Source organism: Streptomyces sp. NPDC059679 (assembly GCF_042734105.1).
GTDB lineage: Bacteria > Actinomycetota > Actinomycetes > Streptomycetales > Streptomycetaceae > Streptomyces.
Window position 1 is genome coordinate 212,798 of the sequence record NZ_JBHWES010000005.1, and the last position, 17,686, is coordinate 230,483.

Annotated in this window: 19 protein-coding genes; 8 read left to right on the forward strand and 11 right to left on the reverse strand. The window is 71.5% G+C overall.

Features of this window, described 5'->3' with window-relative positions; genetic code table 11:
* Window positions 1–99: 99 nt before the first annotated feature.
* Window positions 100–483, forward strand: a complete 384-nt coding sequence (locus ACFV2X_RS08900; RefSeq protein WP_385613310.1) for an ArsR/SmtB family transcription factor — start codon at window positions 100–102, stop codon at window positions 481–483.
* Here ACFV2X_RS08900 and ACFV2X_RS08905 read toward each other — a convergent pair.
* The 3 genes from ACFV2X_RS08905 to ACFV2X_RS08915 form a co-directional block, all read right to left on the reverse strand.
* The gene (locus ACFV2X_RS08905) at window positions 388–1,794 is read right to left on the reverse strand and encodes a nucleobase:cation symporter-2 family protein (protein ID WP_385613313.1); all 1,407 of its coding nucleotides are present in this window, start codon (window positions 1,792–1,794) and stop codon (window positions 388–390) included. The two genes, ACFV2X_RS08900 and ACFV2X_RS08905, sit on opposite strands and share 96 nt — an antisense overlap.
* Window positions 1,795–1,925: 131 nt before the next feature.
* Complete coding sequence (locus ACFV2X_RS08910; protein ID WP_385613316.1) at window positions 1,926–3,272, reverse strand: FAD-dependent oxidoreductase; 1,347 nt, start codon at window positions 3,270–3,272, stop codon at window positions 1,926–1,928.
* 190 nt (window positions 3,273–3,462) lie between these two features.
* Window positions 3,463–4,170 carry a DUF305 domain-containing protein gene (locus ACFV2X_RS08915; RefSeq protein WP_385613319.1) on the reverse strand — a complete coding sequence of 236 codons (708 nt, stop codon included), beginning with the start codon at window positions 4,168–4,170 and terminating at the stop codon, window positions 3,463–3,465.
* A 243-nt stretch (window positions 4,171–4,413) separates the two neighbouring features.
* Here ACFV2X_RS08915 and ACFV2X_RS08920 point away from each other — a divergent pair, with 243 nt between their 5' ends.
* Window positions 4,414–5,871: an LVIVD repeat-containing protein gene (locus ACFV2X_RS08920; RefSeq protein ID WP_385613322.1), complete on the forward strand. Its 1,458-nt coding sequence runs from the start codon at window positions 4,414–4,416 to the stop codon at window positions 5,869–5,871.
* Here ACFV2X_RS08920 and ACFV2X_RS08925 read toward each other — a convergent pair.
* The 5 genes from ACFV2X_RS08925 to ACFV2X_RS08945 form a co-directional block, all read right to left on the reverse strand.
* On the reverse strand, window positions 5,862–6,578 hold the full coding sequence (locus tag ACFV2X_RS08925) for a TetR/AcrR family transcriptional regulator (RefSeq protein ID WP_385613325.1): 717 nt from the start codon (window positions 6,576–6,578) through the stop codon (window positions 5,862–5,864). The two genes, ACFV2X_RS08920 and ACFV2X_RS08925, sit on opposite strands and share 10 nt — an antisense overlap.
* Window positions 6,579–6,757: 179 nt before the next feature.
* Window positions 6,758–7,468 carry an HAD family hydrolase gene (locus ACFV2X_RS08930; protein WP_385613327.1) on the reverse strand — a complete coding sequence of 237 codons (711 nt, stop codon included), beginning with the start codon at window positions 7,466–7,468 and terminating at the stop codon, window positions 6,758–6,760.
* A 26-nt stretch (window positions 7,469–7,494) separates the two neighbouring features.
* Window positions 7,495–8,187, reverse strand: coding sequence for a phosphatase PAP2 family protein (locus ACFV2X_RS08935; protein WP_385613330.1), 693 nt, complete (start codon window positions 8,185–8,187; stop codon window positions 7,495–7,497).
* A gap of 105 nt (window positions 8,188–8,292) precedes the next feature.
* The gene (locus tag ACFV2X_RS08940) at window positions 8,293–9,228 is read right to left on the reverse strand and encodes a M56 family metallopeptidase (protein ID WP_385613332.1); all 936 of its coding nucleotides are present in this window, start codon (window positions 9,226–9,228) and stop codon (window positions 8,293–8,295) included.
* 106 nt (window positions 9,229–9,334) lie between these two features.
* Window positions 9,335–9,925 carry a DUF5134 domain-containing protein gene (locus ACFV2X_RS08945; RefSeq protein WP_385613335.1) on the reverse strand — a complete coding sequence of 197 codons (591 nt, stop codon included), beginning with the start codon at window positions 9,923–9,925 and terminating at the stop codon, window positions 9,335–9,337.
* Window positions 9,926–10,098: 173 nt separating this feature from the next.
* Here ACFV2X_RS08945 and ACFV2X_RS08950 point away from each other — a divergent pair, with 173 nt between their 5' ends.
* Complete coding sequence (locus ACFV2X_RS08950) at window positions 10,099–11,055, forward strand: SDR family NAD(P)-dependent oxidoreductase (protein WP_385613337.1); 957 nt, start codon at window positions 10,099–10,101, stop codon at window positions 11,053–11,055.
* A gap of 90 nt (window positions 11,056–11,145) precedes the next feature.
* Entirely contained in the window at window positions 11,146–11,619 is a 474-nt protein-coding gene (locus ACFV2X_RS08955; RefSeq protein ID WP_385613340.1) for a hypothetical protein, read from the forward strand.
* Here the strand turns inward: ACFV2X_RS08955 and ACFV2X_RS08960 are convergent.
* Window positions 11,578–12,174 carry a GNAT family N-acetyltransferase gene (locus ACFV2X_RS08960; RefSeq protein ID WP_385613343.1) on the reverse strand — a complete coding sequence of 199 codons (597 nt, stop codon included), beginning with the start codon at window positions 12,172–12,174 and terminating at the stop codon, window positions 11,578–11,580. The two genes, ACFV2X_RS08955 and ACFV2X_RS08960, sit on opposite strands and share 42 nt — an antisense overlap.
* 86 nt (window positions 12,175–12,260) lie before the next feature.
* Entirely contained in the window at window positions 12,261–12,653 is a 393-nt protein-coding gene (locus ACFV2X_RS08965; protein ID WP_385613345.1) for a VOC family protein, read from the reverse strand.
* A gap of 80 nt (window positions 12,654–12,733) precedes the next feature.
* Here ACFV2X_RS08965 and ACFV2X_RS08970 point away from each other — a divergent pair, with 80 nt between their 5' ends.
* Entirely contained in the window at window positions 12,734–13,288 is a 555-nt protein-coding gene (locus ACFV2X_RS08970) for a GNAT family N-acetyltransferase (RefSeq protein WP_385613347.1), read from the forward strand.
* 36 nt (window positions 13,289–13,324) lie between these two features.
* Here ACFV2X_RS08970 and ACFV2X_RS08975 read toward each other — a convergent pair whose 3' ends face one another.
* Window positions 13,325–14,008 carry a glycerophosphodiester phosphodiesterase gene (locus ACFV2X_RS08975; protein WP_385613349.1) on the reverse strand — a complete coding sequence of 228 codons (684 nt, stop codon included), beginning with the start codon at window positions 14,006–14,008 and terminating at the stop codon, window positions 13,325–13,327.
* Between the two features lie 290 nt (window positions 14,009–14,298).
* On the opposite strand from ACFV2X_RS08975, the gene ACFV2X_RS08980 reads away from it, so the two are divergent.
* The 3 genes from ACFV2X_RS08980 to ACFV2X_RS08990 are packed head-to-tail and all read left to right on the forward strand — an operon-like array spanning window position 14,299 to window position 17,620.
* The gene (locus tag ACFV2X_RS08980) at window positions 14,299–15,705 is read left to right on the forward strand and encodes a DUF6421 family protein (RefSeq protein ID WP_385613351.1); all 1,407 of its coding nucleotides are present in this window, start codon (window positions 14,299–14,301) and stop codon (window positions 15,703–15,705) included.
* A 59-nt stretch (window positions 15,706–15,764) separates the two neighbouring features.
* Entirely contained in the window at window positions 15,765–16,550 is a 786-nt protein-coding gene (locus tag ACFV2X_RS08985; RefSeq protein WP_385613354.1) for an SDR family NAD(P)-dependent oxidoreductase, read from the forward strand.
* Window positions 16,547–17,620, forward strand: coding sequence for a threonine aldolase family protein (locus ACFV2X_RS08990; RefSeq protein ID WP_385613357.1), 1,074 nt, complete (start codon window positions 16,547–16,549; stop codon window positions 17,618–17,620). Before ACFV2X_RS08985 ends, ACFV2X_RS08990 begins: the two co-directional genes overlap by 4 nt.
* Window positions 17,621–17,686: the final 66 nt, after the last annotated feature.

The window sequence follows — 17,686 nt, forward strand, 5'->3', positions numbered from 1 at the left end:
CGCTCGTACGATAACCCTCGTAGTACGCCAAACGTCAAACTACGAGAGGTCTCGTACAATGGGATCTCGTCACGAGGCACGAGGCACCGAGGAGCAGCCGTGCAGCCGCAGACCCCCGCCCCGCCACCGTCGACCAGCCGTGCATTGGAGCACCCCGCACCCGACGCCATCCGCCTCGAAGACGTGCTGCACGCGCTGTCCGACCCCATGCGGCTGCGGGTGGTGCGGACCCTGTCGGAACAGGCCCGCGAACTGACCTGTTCCGATATCGAGCTGCCGGTGAGCAAATCCACCACCACCCACCACTTCCGGGTGCTGCGGGAGTGCGGGGTGATCAGCCAGATCTACCGGGGCACCGCCAAGATGAACGCGCTGCGCCGCGAGGATCTAGACGCGCTGTTCCCCGGACTGCTCGACAGCGTCCTGCTCGCCGCCGACCGCCAGGACCTGGTCCCCGGCGGCTCGGCGGGCGACGGGCGCTGACGCCGCCTGACCGGACCCGGTCGGCAGATGGTTGAAGAGCAGGTTGAGCGCGATGGCGGTGAGGCAGCCCGCGCTGATCCCGCTGGTCATGATCGTCTGGAACCAGTGCGGGAACTGCTCATAGACCCCCGGCACGCCCACCGGCAGCAGCCCGACGGCGACCGAGACCGCGACCACCGTGAGGTTGTGGTTGTCCCGGAAGTCCACCCCGGCCAGCGTCCGCAGCCCGCTCGCCGCGACCGTCCCGAACATCACCAGACCGGCCCCACCCAGCACCGGCGCCGGGACCGCCGCGACCAGCGCGCCCAGCTTGGGCTCCAGCCCCAGCAGCACCAGAATCCCGCCCGCCGCGGCCACCACCCACCGGCTGTGCACCCGCGTCATCCCCACCAGGCCGACGTTCTGGGCGAAGGCCGTGTACGGAAAGGTGTTGAAGACCCCGCCCAGCAGGGTGGCGGCACCGTCCGCGCGCAGCCCGTCCGCGAGCCGCCGGGCATCGACCTCACGGCCGGTCATCTCGCCCACCGCGATGAAGTCCCCGGTCGTCTCGGTCATCGACACCACGGCGACCACCAGCATCGACGCCACGGCCGCCGCCTCGAAGGTCGGGGCGCCGAAGTGGAAGGGCGTGGAGACACCGACCCAGTCGGAGTCGCCCACCCCCGAGAAGTCGGTGAAGCCGAGCGGTACGGCCGCCGCCGTCCCGGCCACGATGCCGGCCAGCACCGCGACCCGGCCCAGAAAGCCGGGCGCGAAGCGCTGCACGGCCAGCACGGTGATCAGCACCCCGGCGGCAAGACCCAGGTTCTTCGGCGCCCCGAAGTCCGCCGAACCCTGGCCGCCCGCCGCCCAGTTGCCCGCCACCGGCAGCAGCGACAGGCCGATGACCAGGATCACCGTGCCGGTCACCAGCGGCGGGAAGAAGCGCAGCAGCCGCCCGAAGACCGGCGCGAGCAGGATCATCGCGAGGCCCGAGACGAGCACCGAACCGTAGATCGCCGGCAGCCCGCCGCCCCCGGTGCCGATCAGCACCATCGGGGTGACCGCCGCGAAAGTACAGCCCTGCATGATCGGCAGCCGTACGCCGAACCGCCACAGCCCCACGCACTGCAGCACGGTCGCTATCCCGCACAGCAGCAGATCCGCGTTGATGAGGTACGCCAGATCCGCGGGCGGCAGCTTCATGGCGCCGCCGACGATCAGCGGCACGGCGACCGCGCCCGCGTACATCGCGAGCACATGCTGCAGACCGAAGGCCGCGAGCTGTCCGGGCGGCGGGACCTCGTCCACGGGATGGCGTGCGGGCTTCATGGCGGCTCCTTTTGCGGCTACGGGAATGCTGGGGAGTGGGTAGCACGACAACTGGGCGCGACGATAGAAGCCTTGAACAGTCTGTTGATTTCACCGGCGTTGCGGCTGTGTGTTCCGGGAAGGGGCGGAGCTCAGCCCCGGGCGTCGCGGGCCGCGGTCAGCAGTCCGGGCCAGTCCGGGATCTTCACCCGAGGCCGCCCCAACGCCTGCCCGAGCGCCGACTCCGCCGCCTCGATCCGCAGCCAGCCGGGCCACTCCACCGGCTCCAGACCCATCGCGCGCAGCGCCGCCCGCGGGTCCTCGGCCACGGGGCGCGCGGCGAGGGCGGCGGCGTCGGACAGGAGGGAGGTGATGGTCTCCTTGGCGCACGACCGGTTCGTCCCGATGACCCCGGTCGGCCCCCGCTTGATCCACCCCGCGACGTACTCGCCGGCCGAGGGCGCGCCGCCGCGCACCACCCGCCCCTGCTCATGCGGGACCGTCCCGCTGGCCGCGGCGAACGGCAGCCCGGGCAGTGGTACGCCCCGATAGCCGACCGAGCGCAGGACCAGCTGCGCCGGTACGTCCTCGAAGTCGCCGGTCCCGGCGACCCCGCCCATCCCGTCCGGCGCGGTCCGCTCGAACCGCACCGCCCGTACGGCGCCCTCGCCGAGCACCGCCGCCGGGCGCAGGAAGAAGCGCAGATGGATCCGGCGCGGCCGGCCCACGGGCTCGTGGCGCGCCCAGTCGCGCAGCACCTCCACATTGCGCCGGATGGGCCCCGGCAGCCGCGACGGGTCGGCGAACGCCGGGTCCATCGCCAGCTCCTCGGGCCGCACCAGCACATCGGCGCCGGCCAGCGCGCCGAGCTCGCGCAGCTCCTTGGTGGTGAACTTGGCCTGCGACGGACCGCGCCTGCCGACCATGTGCACATCGGTGACCTGGCTGTCGGCGAGCGCGTCGAGGGCGGCGTGCGGTACGTCGGTGGCGCGCAGCTCCTCCGCCCCGCGGGCGAGCACCCGCGCCACGTCGACCGCGACATTCCCGACCCCGATGACCACGGCGGAGCGCGCGCCCAGCGCGAAGGCGTCGATCGCCGAGTCGGGGTGGGCGCTGTACCAGGAGACGAACTCGGTGGCCGAGAAGCTGCCCGGCAGCTCCTCCCCGGGGATGCCGAGCCGTCGGTCGGACGCCGCCCCGACGCAGTACACGACCGCGTGGTACAGCCCGAGCAGCCGCTCGGGCACCAGCGGCGCCGGCCCCACCGGCACATTGCCCAGGAAGCTGACCCGGGGGTGCTCCAGGACCGTGCGGAGGGTGTTCTGCAGCGACTTGATCTTCTCGTGGTCCGGGGCGACCCCGTAGCGCACCAGCCCGTACGGACAGGGCAGCCGGTCCAGCACATCCACGGCCACATCGGGCACGGCCTGCTGCTGGACGAGCGCCTGGGCGGCGTAGACCCCGCTCGGCCCGGATCCGACGACTGCTACGCGAAGCACGGCGGAGCTCCTTCCGCAGGATGTCTCCAGCATCGCACCCGATGGGGCTAAGGTCCGGCTTACGCGCCGGACAACAGGCTCCCGGGTGACGGCCGAGGCCGGAAGCTGACGTTCCGGAGCGGAGGTCGGCGTTACGGACCGGAGCCGGGCGCCCGGCTCCGGGCGCTGTCCGTGATTCGCGCGATGCGCGCTATCCGAGTTGCTGCATCCGCCGGATCTCGGCACTCTGCTGCGCGATGACGTCGTCCGCCATCTCCTCCACCTTCACGTTGTTGCCCTGCGCCAGCACGTCCGTGGCCATGGAGATCGCGCCGGAGTGATGGGTGATCATCAGCTTGAGGAAGAGCTTGTCGAACTCGGCTCCGTCGGCGGCGCGCAGCTGATCCAGCTGCTTCTGGGTGGCCATACCGGGCATGAAGCCGTGGTCGTGCCCGCCCTCGTGGCCCGCCGTGCCGCCTTCCGTACCGCCGTCGGTGCCGCCGTTCGTCTGCAGCCAGCCCTTCATCGCCTCGATCTCCGGCTTCTGCCCGGCGGAGATGCGCTCGGCGAGCCGTTTGACCTTCGACGACTTCGCCCGGTCGGGGGCCAGGGCGGTCATCACCAGGGCCTGCCGGTGGTGCTGGATCATCATGCGTACGTAGCTGAAATCGGCCGCGTTGGGGGAGTCGTCGTCCTTCGCCTTCGCCGCCTCTTCGGCCGTCAGTTTCCTGGCCGCCTCCCCGGGTTTGCCCGGTGCGATCACCGAGGGCCCGGAGTCCTTGGCCTTGTCGCCGGCCTTGTCGCCGCCGTCGGCCTCGCAGCCGGTGAGGGCCAGCACCAGGGCCGCGGCCAGCGCCGCGACCGCGAGCGAGGCGGCGCGTGCGGCACGGGCGGTCGTGGTCGTACGCCGGATCAACACCGTGACCTCCAGAGACTTTTACGAGCTGTGCTGACCGTATTAGCACGTAAGTGGCTGATCCATGCAAGGAATCTTCGTTACATATTCATTGCCGACTGTTGAGGTGTACATGGATCGAGCGATACTGCCCAGGGCCCACGTCTACACATCGTTCGATCCCGAACGGGAACGACCCGAACGGGAAAAGAAGGGAGGACGCAGTTGAAGCCGTGGCACAGACTCCAGACGCGCCATAGACCCTCGATGCGCCCCCGACACCTCGGCACCGCCGTAGCCGCCTTCGGTCTGCTCGCCTCGCTGTTCGCCGCGAGCCCGGCGGCCGCGACGCCCGACCCCGGAGCCACCCCGAAGAGTGAACGGGTGTCCGAGGGGCAGGCCGATGAGGTCAAGGCGGCCATCAAGGACGGCGAGATACCCGGTGTGGACGAGATCGTCCACAGCGACAACGTCAGCCATCTGACGAACATCCCCAAGCAGGCCCTCAAGGGCACCAATTCGGACCTGGCCTTCCAGGGCAAGTACGCCTTCGCGGGCAACTACGACGGCTTCGTCATCTACGACATCAGCAACCCGAAGCAGCCGAAGACCGTCAGCCAGGTGCTGTGCCCGGGCTCGCAGAACGACATCAGCGTCTCCGGGAACCTGCTCTTCCTCTCCACGGACTCCTCGCGCAGTGACAACTCCTGCAACAGCACCACGCAGCCCGCCACGGAGAAGTCGTCCTGGGAGGGCATGAAGGTCTTCGACATCAGCGACAAGACCGAGCCCAAGTACGTCGCCGCCATCGAGACCTCCTGCGGCTCGCACACCCACACCCTTGTGCCCGAGCGGGACAACGTCTACATCTACGTCTCCTCGTACTCCCCGGACGCCACCTTCCCGGACTGCCAGCCGCCGCACGACGGCATCTCCGTCATCAAGGTGCCGCGCCGCGCGCCCGAGAAGTCGGCGGTCGTCGACTTCCCGGTGCTCTTCCCGGACGGCGGCAACCCGGGCGCGCCCACCAACCCGGGCGTGTCCAAGACGACCGGCTGCCACGACATCACCAGCTTCCCCAAGCTCAAGCTGGCGGCGGGCGCCTGCATGGGTGACGGCATCCTGCTGGACATCGCCGACCCCGCCAAGCCGCGCGTCATCGACCGGGTCGAGGACAACGTCAACTTCGCGTTCTGGCACTCCGCGACCTTCAACGAGCGCGGCAACAAGGTCGTGTTCACCGACGAGCTCGGCGGCGGCGGGGCCGCGACCTGCAACGCGGAGGTCGGCCCCGACCACGGCGCCGACGGCATCTACGACATCGTCGGCAAGGGCGACCAGCGCAAGCTGGTCTTCCGGAACTACTACAAGATCCCGCGCTACCAGGCGAACACCGAGAACTGCGTCGCCCACAACGGGTCGCTGATCCCGGTCAAGGGCCGCGACATCATGGTCCAGGCGTGGTACCAGGGCGGCGTGTCCATCTGGGAGTTCACCGACTCCAAGAACCCGAAGGAGATCGGCTACTTCGAGCGCGGTCCCATCTCCGCCGACACGCTGGTGGGCGGGGGCTCCTGGTCCGCGTACTACTACAACGGCTACATCTACTCGAACGACATCGCCAAGGGCTTCGACGTCCTGAAGATCGACGACCGGCGCACCGACGGCGCCCGGTCGGTGCGGCTGAGCGAGCTGAACGTACAGACGCAGCCCGACTACCGCTGACCGTCCGCCCCGGACGGCTTCCGGCCGTCCGGGGCGTCACCACCGGTGTCGCCGACCGTCTCGCCGCCTGTTCCGCTGTCTGCTTCGGCGTCGTCACCCGCCTGTGCGCCCGGCGGGACGCCCAGCTCCCAGTCCAGCTTGTAGCGGTTGAAGAGCTCGGCCCGCAGCCGCTCGACCGGCACCGGGGCCCCCGGCAGCAGCACCGCGACCACCGCGCCCATCAGCTGCGCGCGTAACAGCACATAGTCGGCGTCCGGTTCCGACGATCCGTACCGGACCATCGTCTCGCGGAGCAGCGCGGCCAGCCGCTGCTGCTCGGCGCACTTGATGAACCCCTCGGCCGTCAGGATGCCCGCCATATGCGTCCGCATCAGCCGCGGACGCTCCACGGCGAGCCCCAGGATCGCGTCGATCGCCCGCGCCAGCCACTCCCGGCCCGCGTCCTCGCCTTCCGGCAGCGGTTCGCGCTCGAGCCCCTTGGCCAGCTCCAGATGCATCAGCCGGTGCACGGCCGTCTGCAGCAACTGGCGCTTGCCGGGGAAGTAGTAGGAGACGAGGCCGCGCGCGGCCCCCGCCCGGTCGGCGATATCGGCGAGCGTCGTCGCCTCGTAGCCGCGCTCGCCGACCAGCTCGACCGTCGCCTGCAGCAGACGCTCCTGGGATCGACGGCGCAACTCCTCATTGACCGAAGCGCTGCGGGGGGACATGCTGTAACTCCTGCGTTGACTGGCTCTTGGCCAATATACTCAGTGAGGTCTCGGGTTGTCCGCCACCGTGCCCTGGGCGGCCCCGATACTCCGTCGATTTCGGGCGACGCGGGGGATCGCCCGAAATCGACGGTTTTGCCGCGTCTATGACGGGTCGTTGTGGCGAATTCGCAGGGTTGTCAGGCCGTCTCGGCGCCGCCCGCGAGATCCAGCACCGGCCGCAGCCCGTCGGGCCGCTGATCCACCGGCAGATGGTCCACCAAGTGCACCCGGCACCCCAGCCGCGACGCTCCCCCGTCCGCCCGCCGGTCGTCCCCCGCCATCACGGTGTCGGCCGGGGCCAGCACGAGCGCGTCGCACGCCACCCGGAACAGCCGGGGGTCCGGTTTCTGGATGCCGTGCTCGTACGACAGCACATAAGCGTCCACGAACTCGTCGAGACCGTGCGCCCGGAACACCGGCCGCAGATCCCAGCCGATGTTGCTGACCACCGCGATCCGCACCCCGCGCCGCCGCAGCTCGCCCAGCACCTCGGCCGTGTCGGGGTACGGCCGCCAGGCGGCCGGCTCCATATGGCGGTCGTACAGCGCGTCGTACAGCTCCGGATCGGGCAGCGGCACCTCGCGGGCCAGGCCGGTGTAGGCGGCGCGGTGGTCCTCGGCGCGGCGGTCCCGTACGCCCCACAGCTCGGTCAGATGGGGCGGTACGGCCTGGGGCGGGGCGCCGCCCGGCAGCGCCCCCGCGTCCTCCAGCTGCCGCGCGTACCGTGGAATCTCCTCCTCCGGGATGGCCGCGCCCGTTGCGTCGAGCGCGGCCCGCAGCCAGGACTCGGTCGGCTCGATACGGAAGAGGGTCCCGGAGAAGTCGAAGAGCGCACCCTTGATCGTCATGCCCTCATCGTTCCAGGCGAGACCCCTCACCGGGGCGTATCGGGCGATTCCCCCGCCGGCTCGTCCTGACGGCCCGGCGGGAGCCGCCGGGGGTACGGGTACGCGGCCGCCGCGGCGCAGACCAGGGCGGCGCCCAGCAGCCAGCCGCCCAGGACGTCGGAGAGCCAGTGCACCCCCAGATACACGCGGGTGAACCCCACGCCGGCCACGGACACCGCGGCCACCAGCGCCACTGCCCTCAGCCACGCCCGCCGCGCCCCGCACAGCGCCATCACCCACAGCAGCAGCCCGAACGCGACGGTGGTGGTGAGGGCGTGGCCGGACGGGAAGGCCGCATAGTGCGCCGAGTCCACCGGGTTCCGCCAGCGCGGGCGCTCCCGGCCGACCGCCGCCTTGACCCCCTGCTGGAGCGCGGTCCCCGCGGCGGAGACGGCCATGACCCACAGCGCGAGCAGCCGCTCCCGGCGCCACAGCAGCCACCCTACGAGCAGCGCCGTCCCCGCACGCATCGTCCAGGGGTCCCACACCCAGTCGGTCAGCGCTTTGTTGGCGTCGGTCCAGCCGTGGTGCGTCACCGCCGTCCGGTGCAGGGCTTCGGCGACGTCCCCGTCGGCGTCCTCCAGCGGACCCCAGCGGGCCACGACCAGGATCAGCAGGACCATGAACAGCACGGTCAGGACAGCGGCGGTACGTACGGCACGGAGCCTCAAGACGTGCATAGGACGATGATCGCGCACTGACGGGTGCGCGCGTCGGCCAGGGCTCCCGGGCGCGGACGAGGGACGCGTGTCCCGCCCCCGGTCACCTCCCGCGGAGTGCTCCGCTCAGCCCAGCACCCGCAGCGCCGGGACCAGCGTGACCACGAGCGGTACGACGGGGACCAGCGCCGCCGCGGCCGTCAGCCGCAGGCGGCGTGCGGGGGAGAGCCGCGCGGCGGGGGCGAGCAGCCGGTCCACCCGCCGCGGGACCTCCGCGAGCTGGGCCGGGACGGGCCCGAACACCCCGCGGTGCTCGTTCAGTTCGACCAGCGCGAGCGCGGTCGTCAGCCGCCCGAAGCGGCGCGAGGCGGAGTCGTCGGCGGCCAGCTCCACCAGCCGGTGCACCTGGTCGCGGAAGGCCGCGAACACCGGCACCTGCGGAAAGCCCGTGGCCAGCGCGGAGGAGCAGTGCAGCAGCCAGTGGTGGCGGGCCCGGGCGTGCCCCTGCTCATGCGCCAGTACGGCGTCCAGCCGGCGGCCCTTCAGGCGGCGCAGCGCCGCCGTGGTGATGACCAGCCGGGGCGGCGTGCCCGGCAGCCACCACGCCTCGGGCCGCTCGCCCTCCAGCACCACCAGCCGGTCCCCGGTGGGCTCCTCGCCGGGCAACGCCGGGCAGCGGTCGAGCAGTTCGGCCCGCCGCTGCTTGCGCCGCGTCCGCGCCCGGCCGATCTCGCGCGTCAGCATCAGCGCCGTCCACACGGCGCCGCAGGCCAGGGCGAGTGCGACGGGGGCGGCCCAGGGTCCGTACGCGGACAGCGCGTACGCCTCCACCACGCCGTGGGGCGCGGGGGCGAAGACATTCCCGCGCACGGCCTGCGAGGCCGCCGCCGCGGTCAGTGCCATGGTCAGCCCGCAGCACAGCAACACGGCGACCACCACGCACTGCCACACCCACAGGGCGAGCACTGGTTCGCGGTCGGCCCAGTCGGACCGGGCCAGCAGGCGGGGCGCCATTGCCGCCGCCAGGGCGCCGAGGCCCATCAGCGCGAGCGGGACCATCATGGCCGTTACCTTATGAGCGCGGTGTCGGGGCGGGTACGGTCCTGCGGCCGGAAGTGACGTACGCCACGATCACCGGAGGCCGGGCGAGATCGCCCCGGGCGCCGACTCAGAGCGTCAGCAACATCGCCAGCATCCCGATCCCCATGGACAGCCTGCACGCGTCGGCCAGTTCGGGCCGCCGCGACCAGGCGAGGCCACTGGAGCTCCCGCTCGCCCCGGCCGGCGCCAGCCGGGTCGCCGACCACACCACGTACACCGCGAAGTACAGGAGCAGCACGGCGGTGAGCGCCGGTACGCCGCCCGGCACCCGGCCCTGCGCCGCGTGCCCGGCGTGGCCGTGGCCCCCGGCCGGGGTGCCCACCGCCATCGCGAGCGCCATATAGACCATCGCCAATGCCCCGACCGCGTGGTGCAGATGGTGCCCCAGTGCCCTGCCGCCGCCGTGCCACGCGGGCAGCAGCGCCCGTACGGCCGCCACGGCGAACACCGCCGCGAGCAGGGGCGGGCCCCAGGGCCGGGGATCCAGGGCCGCGGCGGGCACCGCCATCACCGCCATCCCCCACCCCATCAGCGCCTCCGCCCCCGCGGCCCGTCGCACCCGGCCGGGCGGCTCGCCGCGCATCCGCAGCAGGCAGTACGACCCCGTGGCCGCGCACAGCGCGACCAGCAGCCAGCCGACCAGCGGTGGTCCGTGCACGGCGCACCTCCCGGGACGGACGGATCCCCCGGAGGCTGCCCGGTGAGCGCCCCGCACACGGGAGCGCACGGGGGCAACGGGGGAGCGCGATCCCCCCGCCCCAGGGCCCCGCCCCAGGGCCCGAAGTCGCGATCTTGACCTCGTGCGCACTCCAAGTCCTAGCGTCCCGGGACATGAGCACCGAGCAACACAAGATGGGCAGCGGTTTCGGCGCGCACAGCACGGCGGACGACGTACTCACCGGCATCGACCTGTCGGGCAGGACCGCCCTGGTCACCGGCGGCTACTCCGGTCTCGGCCTGGAGACCACCCGGTCACTCGCCCGGGCCGGCGCCCATGTCGTCGTCCCGGCCCGCAGGCCCGCCACCGCGGAGGAGGCCCTGCGCGGCACAGCGGGGACGGAGGCGTGGCAGCTGGAGCTGTCCGACCTGGAGAGCGTACGGGCCTTCGCCGACCGCTTCCTGGAGACCGGCCGCGCCCTCGACATCGTCATCAACAACGCGGGCGTCATGGCCTGCCCCGAAACCCGTGTCGGCCCCGGCTGGGAGGCGCATTTCGCGATCAACCACCTCGGCCACTTCGCCCTCGTCAACCGCCTCCGCCCGGCGCTGGCCCCCGGCGGGGTGCGGGTGGTGTCCGTGGCCTCGTCGGGCCACTTCCTCTCCGATATCCGCTGGGACGATCCGCACTTCCGCGCGGGCTACGACCGATGGCTCGCCTACGCCCAGTCGAAGACCGCGAACGCCCTCTTCGCCCTGCACCTCGACACATTGGGCGCAGACAGCGGAGTCCACGCCTTCGCCCTCCACCCGGGCTCCATCCTCACCCCTCTCCAACGGCACATCCCCCGCGACGAGCAGATCGCCCAGGGCTGGATCACCGCCGACGGCACACCCGCGGACGGCTTCAAGACCCCGGCCCAGGGCGCGGCGACGGCCGTATGGGCCGCCACCTCGCCCCTGCTGGACGGCCACGGTGGTGCGTACTGCCAGGACTGCGACATCGCCGAGCCCGCCACGACCGACGACATGCTGATCGGCGGGGTCAAACCCTGGGCCGTGGACCCCGCCGCGGCGGCCCGGCTGTGGGAGCTGTCCAGCGAACTCACGAACCTGGACGCGTTCTCGTAGGCCGCCGGTACGGGCACGGTGCCGGTTCGGACCCGGCCTCGGCGAAAAGCCGGTGGCGGCGCGGCGAGCCCCTGCCCGATCATCGGCGTCATGGACGCCGTCGTTCAATGGGTGCGCACCGAGTGGACCAAGTCCTCCCGCGGCGGCCCCGAAGCCGTACGGAGGAACGCGACCCCCATCGCGTTCCCGCTGCCGCCGGGTCTGGCGTCGTCCGTGCACGAGGTCGTGATGCGGGAGGCGGATTCCTTCGAGCCCCATGCGGCCGTACGGGAGCTGCCGGATGCCGGAGTGGCGCTGCGGGAGGAGGACGGGCGGCTGCTGCGGATCGGTCCGCCGCAGGTGTCGATGTTCAGCACGCCGCGCCGCCATCGCCGCCCGCCCGCGGTGCGGCTCGCCCCCGGGGAGTGGCTGCGGTGGCAGATCAACCACCGGTTCGTCGGGCTCTGCGGCGGGGAGTGGTTCTACCGGCTCGACACCCTCAACGTCGCCTACGGTCCCACCACCCCGGATGTCTTCCTGGGCTCACCGACGCGTCGCGTCGACGAGCGCGCCCACCTGCGCTGACCGGGACCGTATGTGCAGATGGCCGTCGCGGGGGAACGCGGGCGGCGCGGCGGGCAGAAGCGTGGCCAGGTCGTATCCGCTCTTCTGCGCGACGCGGCATGACGCCGCGTTGTCCACCTGGTGCAGCAGCTCAAGACGCGTCAGTCCGTCGGCGGCGAAGGTGGCGAAGGCCCAGTCGGTGAGGGCCCGCAGCGCCCGGGGGGCGACTCCCCGGCCGCGCGCGTGTGCCGCGGTCCAGTAGCCGACCTCGGCCGAGGGCTCGCCGGAGGTGACGTTCTTGAGCACCACATGGCCCGCCAACCGCCCCTCGGACGCCGTGGTTCGGGCTTCGACGACCGCGAAAGTGAAGCGGTCCCCCGTCTCCCATCCCCGCTGCAGTTCCTGGATCCATCGCTCCGCGCCCGCCTCGTCGTCCACGGCCGAACTCGTCCAGCGGCGCAATACGTCGTCCCGGTACAGCTCGACGAGGTCGGCGGCGTCCGCCGGGCCCCAGGGGCGCAGCGCGAGGGCGGGCGCCGACGAGGTCGCCTCCGCTTCCAGCCGGGCAGGGATCACGTCACCAAGTCCTTTGCGATCGATTCGATAAAGGTGAACTTCTTGCCCCGTCCGGTCAGGACGGCGCCGTCCTGGCTCCAGTCGTCCTACGTCCCCGGTCGATAGCGAAGGGGATGATCGTGCGGGACCTCCACGAGAACGATCTTGACCCCGTCCGGGTCGCTGATCCACATCTCGATCAGGCCCCAGGGCTCCCTCAGCGGTGGCCGCAGCACCTCGACCCCGTGGGCCATCAGCTCCTCATGGGCCGCAGCGACGTCGGCGACCTGCAGCCACAGCTGGAGGCCGGGGGCCGGAGGGGTGTCGGAGCGGCCGGAGACCTCGAGGAAGCCGCCGCCGAGGAAGTAGACCGTCCCGCGCTCGGGACCCTCGCCGAATTCCCGGTAGACCACGAGGCCCAGGGTCTCGCCGTAGAAGGCACGGGAGCGTTCCGGGTCGGTCGGCCGCAGCAGGGTGCGGCTGCTCAGTACATGCACCATGGCGCGACCTTACGCATCGGGGGCGGGTTAAAGTCGACTGCCGCCGCAGGGCACACCGTAAGGAAAGGACATCCGACCTCATGGAGACCGTGGACACCACCCGGCCCGCCGCCGAGCCGACTTTCCGGGCCGCGACCGCGGCCGATGTGCCGGAGCTGGTCGCACTGATCGAATCGGCCTATCGCGGGGACTCCAGCAAGGCGGGCTGGACGACGGAGGCCGACATCCTGGGCGGGCGGCGCACCGACCCCGAGGGGGTCGCGGCCGTGGTGACGGGGGAGAACGGCCGGATGCTGGTGGTCGAGCGGGGTGGCGAGATGGTGGCCTGCTGCCAGCTGGAGCACCGCGGCGACCATGCCTACTTCGGGATGTTCGCGGTGCGGCCCGCACTCCAGGGTGCCGGGCTCGGCAAGGTGATCATCGCCGAGGCGGAGCGGTGGGTGCGGGCCGAGTGGGGCGCGCGGGAGATGCGTATGACGGTGATCTCGGCCCGCGAGGACCTGATCGCGTGGTACGAGCGGCGCGGCTACGCCCGTACGGGGGAGATGACGCCGTTCCCGTACGGGGATGAGCGCTTCGGCATCCCGCGCCGCGCCGACCTCGAGTTCGAGCTGCTGGTCAAGCCGCTGGCGTGAGGCCGGCCCACCGGAAGCCGAACCCCAGGAGCCTGGTCACGCCGTGTAGCGGGCCGCTCGCCTGATCTCCGGGTAGTCGGTGGTGCCGCCGTCCAAGCCGAGGCCGCGGGCCAGCTTCAGATGGTCCGGGGTGTTCACCGTCCAGCCGATGACCTTGAGGCCGGCCGCGTGGGCGCGCTGTACGAGCTCGAGGGTGATCCGGCGGATGTTGAGGACCAGCATCCCGGCGTCGACCGCCTGCGCCCGGTCGATCACATCGAGGCCGTAGCGGCTGGCGACGAGCGCGGTGCGGGCGGTCGGCAGGAGGGTGCGGATCTCGGCGATGGCCTGGTCGTGGAAGGAGAGCACGTCCACGCGGTCCAGCAGATTGCGGCGGGTGATCACCTCGGCGAGGGCCCGCGCGGCCGCCGTGTCCTTGATCTCCGCCTGGAGGGGCGCCTGCACGGCGTCCACGACCTCCGCGAAGACCGGGATGCGCTCGCCCTGCCCGGCGTCGAGCTGGCGCAGTTCGGCGAGGGTGAAGTCGCTGATGGGCCCCTGTCCGTCGGTCGTGCGGTCCACGTCGGCGTCGTGCATGACCACGAGCTCGCCGTCCTTGCTCAGATGCAGGTCCAGCTCGATGACGTCCAGGCCCTCGCGCTCGGCCCGGAGGAAGGACCGGAGGGTGTTCTCCGGCTCGACGCCCATCACTCCGCGGTGTCCGATGGTGAGAAAGGTCAACGGTGTCTCGCTCTTCTGTCGGCTCTGCTGGTCGTGCTGAGGCGCTGGTCGTGCTGAGGCGGCTGCCCGGACCGGCGCTCAGCGTAACGGCCCACCGCGACGCGGGGGTTAAGACAGGGCCGCGGCAGAGGCGCGGCTCGGCTGCCGATCCATGACCGAGCCATGTTCTACAGGAAAAACATCGGTGGGGAGGGGGCGGGGCAGGATAATTTCCGGTGGCCCCCCTTGAGCCGGAGAACAGTCGATGGATACGGTGTCTTTACGCGAGTTTCTTCGGTGGAGGTGTGGTTATGGCGGAAATTCTTTCGTCTATGGTGGCGGAGGGTGTCATTCTGCCTGCGGAGCGTGTGGACCGCGTAGTGGAGCACCCGTCCTGGGCCGCGCTCAAGGGCGCCGTGGAGGCCATCAGGCCCTGGCAGTCCAAGGACGGTTCGATCGACTTCGAGGCCGACGGCGCTCCATCCCGGGCCAGAGCCCAGGACGCCGTCGACCGGGTCGTGGGGGCCGTCGAGGAGCTGGCCCCGCTGCTGCCGCACGACGCCGCGTACCACCAGGCGCTCGTCGCCGATCTGCGCCGCTGGGCCGAGGGCGGCTTCGGGGTGCCGGACTTCCTCGACTCGCTGCTCGCCTTCCAGCCCGCCCGCGGGCGCGCCGACGGCCTGCAGCACCTGGTCGTCTTCCCGATGTACACGCAGAACGGCAACCCGGACCGCAACCTCGAGGCGCTGGTCGTACGCGTGGTGTGGCCGGACTGGCTGGCCGAGCTCGAGCGCACCCGCTACGACAACCCGCTCTACATCGGCCTGGCCTTCGAGGACTTCACCTCCGGCTACGACACCAACTCCGCGGTGCTCTTCCCCGAGACCATCGCCGTCCGCGAGGTCCCGGAGCGGTTCAACTGGGGAGGGATCTTCTGCGACCGCGAGGCCGCCCGCTTCCGGCGGGTGAGCGAGGCCGCCGTCCAGGCGCTGGGCATCGAGCTCCCCGAGGACGTCCGGGACATGCTCGCCGACCAGCGGCGCTGCCAGGAGGCGTTCGCCCTGTGGGACATGGTCCACGACCGCACCCACAGCCATGGCGATCTGCCCTTCGACCCCTTCATGATCAAGCAGCGCCAGCCGTTCTGGATGTACGGCCTGGAGGAGCTGCGCTGTGACCTCACCGCCTTCAAGGAGGCCGTGAAGCTGGAGGCCGAGGGGATCGCCCAGGCCCGCGACGTCCAGTACGCCGTGATCTTCGACCGGATGTTCCGGTTCCCCGTCACCGGCGACCGCGTACGCAACTACGACGGACTCGGCGGCCAGCTGCTCTTCGCCTATCTGCACCAGCACGACGTCGTACGCTGGACGGACAACACCCTGCACATCGACTGGGTCCGCGCCCCGCAGGTCACCAACCAGCTGTGCGGCGAGATCGAGAAGCTGTACCGCGACGGCATCGACCGCCCCAAGCTCGTCCACTGGTTCAAGGCGTACGAGCTGGTCTCGTCCTATCTGGCCCCGCACCCCGGCTCGGTGTGGGCCAAGGGCCCCGACGCCCTCGACCTCACCCAGCCGCCGCGCAAACTGGTGGACGACGTGCTCCCCGACGAGTTCCCGCTCAGCATGTTCTACGAGGCGCTTGCCAAGAAGCTGCGCGCCGTGGTCGCCTCCACCAAGGGCATCACGGCCGACAGCGACGTCAAGGCGGCCGCGTGAAGCCGAAGGCAGGGAAGCCGATGGCAGGGATGAGCGGAGCGCCCGAGGAGGCGACGACCATGACCACACCGACGTCGAGCCCCACCCCCAACGAGCCGAACGGCAAGGGGCCCCTGGACGGAGCCGTGGTCGCGGTGGCCGGCGCCGCGGGCCCGGCGGGCCGCGCCGTGCTGCTCCGCCTCGCCGAGGCCGGGGCCACCGTCATCGCCTCCGACGCGGACCCCGCCCGGCTGGCCGAAGCCGTGGACGCCGCCCGCTACGCCCACGGCGGGGCCACCGTCACCGGCGACACCGTCGACCTGCTCGATCTGCGCGCGGCCCGCGAATGGGCCGACCGCACCGAGAAGGAGTTCGGCCGGGTCGACGGACTGGTGCATCTGGTCGGCGGCTGGCGCGGCGGCAAGAGCTTCGCCGACGCCCCGCTCGCCGACTGGGACACCCTGCACAACCTGCTGATCAGGACCGCCCAGCACACCTCACTCGCCTTCCACGACGCCCTGCTGCGCAGCGGCAAGGGGCGCTATGTCCTGATCAGCGCGGCGGGCGCCTCCCAGCCAACCGCCGGGAACGCCGCGTACGCCGCCGCCAAGGCCGCCGCCGAGGCATGGACCCTCGCGCTCGCCGACTCCTTCCGGAAGCTGGGGGACGAGGGTGGCCCGGCCGCGGCCGCTGTCATCCTGGTGGTCAAGGCGCTGGTGCACGACACCATGCGAGCGGAGCGCCCCAACGCGAAGTTCGCGGGCTTCACGGACGTCAAGGAGCTGGCCGAGGCCATCGCCGGACTCTGGGACCGGCCCGCCCGGGAAGTGAACGGAACCCGTCTGTGGCTGACCCTCAAGCCGTGAACCCAGGGCGCACCGACGCCCGCCGCCACCACGACCCTGATCTGCGCGGATTCGCCAGCGACAACTACGCGGGAGCCCATCCGGAAGTCCTCGCCGCGCTCGCCCTCGCCAACGGCGGCCATCAGGTCGCCTACGGCGAGGACGAGTACACCGAGCACCTCCAGCGGGTGATGCGCAGCCACTTCGGGGCGGCGGCGCAGACCTTCCCGGTCTTCAACGGCACCGGCGCCAATGTGGTCGCCCTCCAGGCGCTCACCGACCGCTGGGGCGCGGTCATCGCGGCCGACACCGCGCATATCCACGTCGACGAGTGCGGGGCTCCCGAGCGCGTGGGCGGGCTGAAGCTGCTCACCGTTCCCACCGAGGACGGCAAGCTCACCCCCGAGCTCATCGACCGCGAGGCGTACGGCTGGGACGACGAGCACCGGGCCATGCCCCAGGTCGTCTCCATCGCCCAGAACACCGAGCTGGGCACCGTCTACACCGTGGACGAGATCCGCGCCATCTGCGACCACGCCCATGAGCGAGGCATGAAGGTCCACCTCGACGGGGCCCGGATAGCGAACGCGGCCGCGTCCCTGGACGTGCCGATGCGCTCCTTCACCAATGTGGCGGGCGTGGACGTGCTGACCTTCGGCGGCACCAAGAACGGCATGCTCTTCGGCGAGGCCGTGGTGGTCCTCAACCCGGACGCGGTCCGCGGTATGAAGCATCTGCGCAAGCTGTCCATGCAGCTGGCGTCCAAGATGCGGTTCGTCTCCGTACAGCTGGAGGCGCTGCTCGCCCGCGACCTGTGGCTGCGCAACGCGCGCCACGCCAACACCATGGCCCGGCGGCTGGCCGACGGGGTCCGTACGGTCGAGGGAGTCCAGATCCTCCACCCGGTCCAGGCCAACGCCGTCTTCGCCCGGCTGCCGCACGACGCGGCCGAGCGCCTGCAGAAGCGCTACCGCTTCTACTTCTGGGACGAGGCGGCGGGCGATGTGCGGTGGATGTGCTCCTTCGATACGACGGAGGAGGACGTCGACGGGTTCGTCGCCGCGCTTCGCGAGGAGATGGGCAAGGCGTAGTGCCTCCCCTGGCCCTGTTCGGCAAGCGGTCGGACAGGGCCCGTACGGAGCGGGCCTGTACGAGCG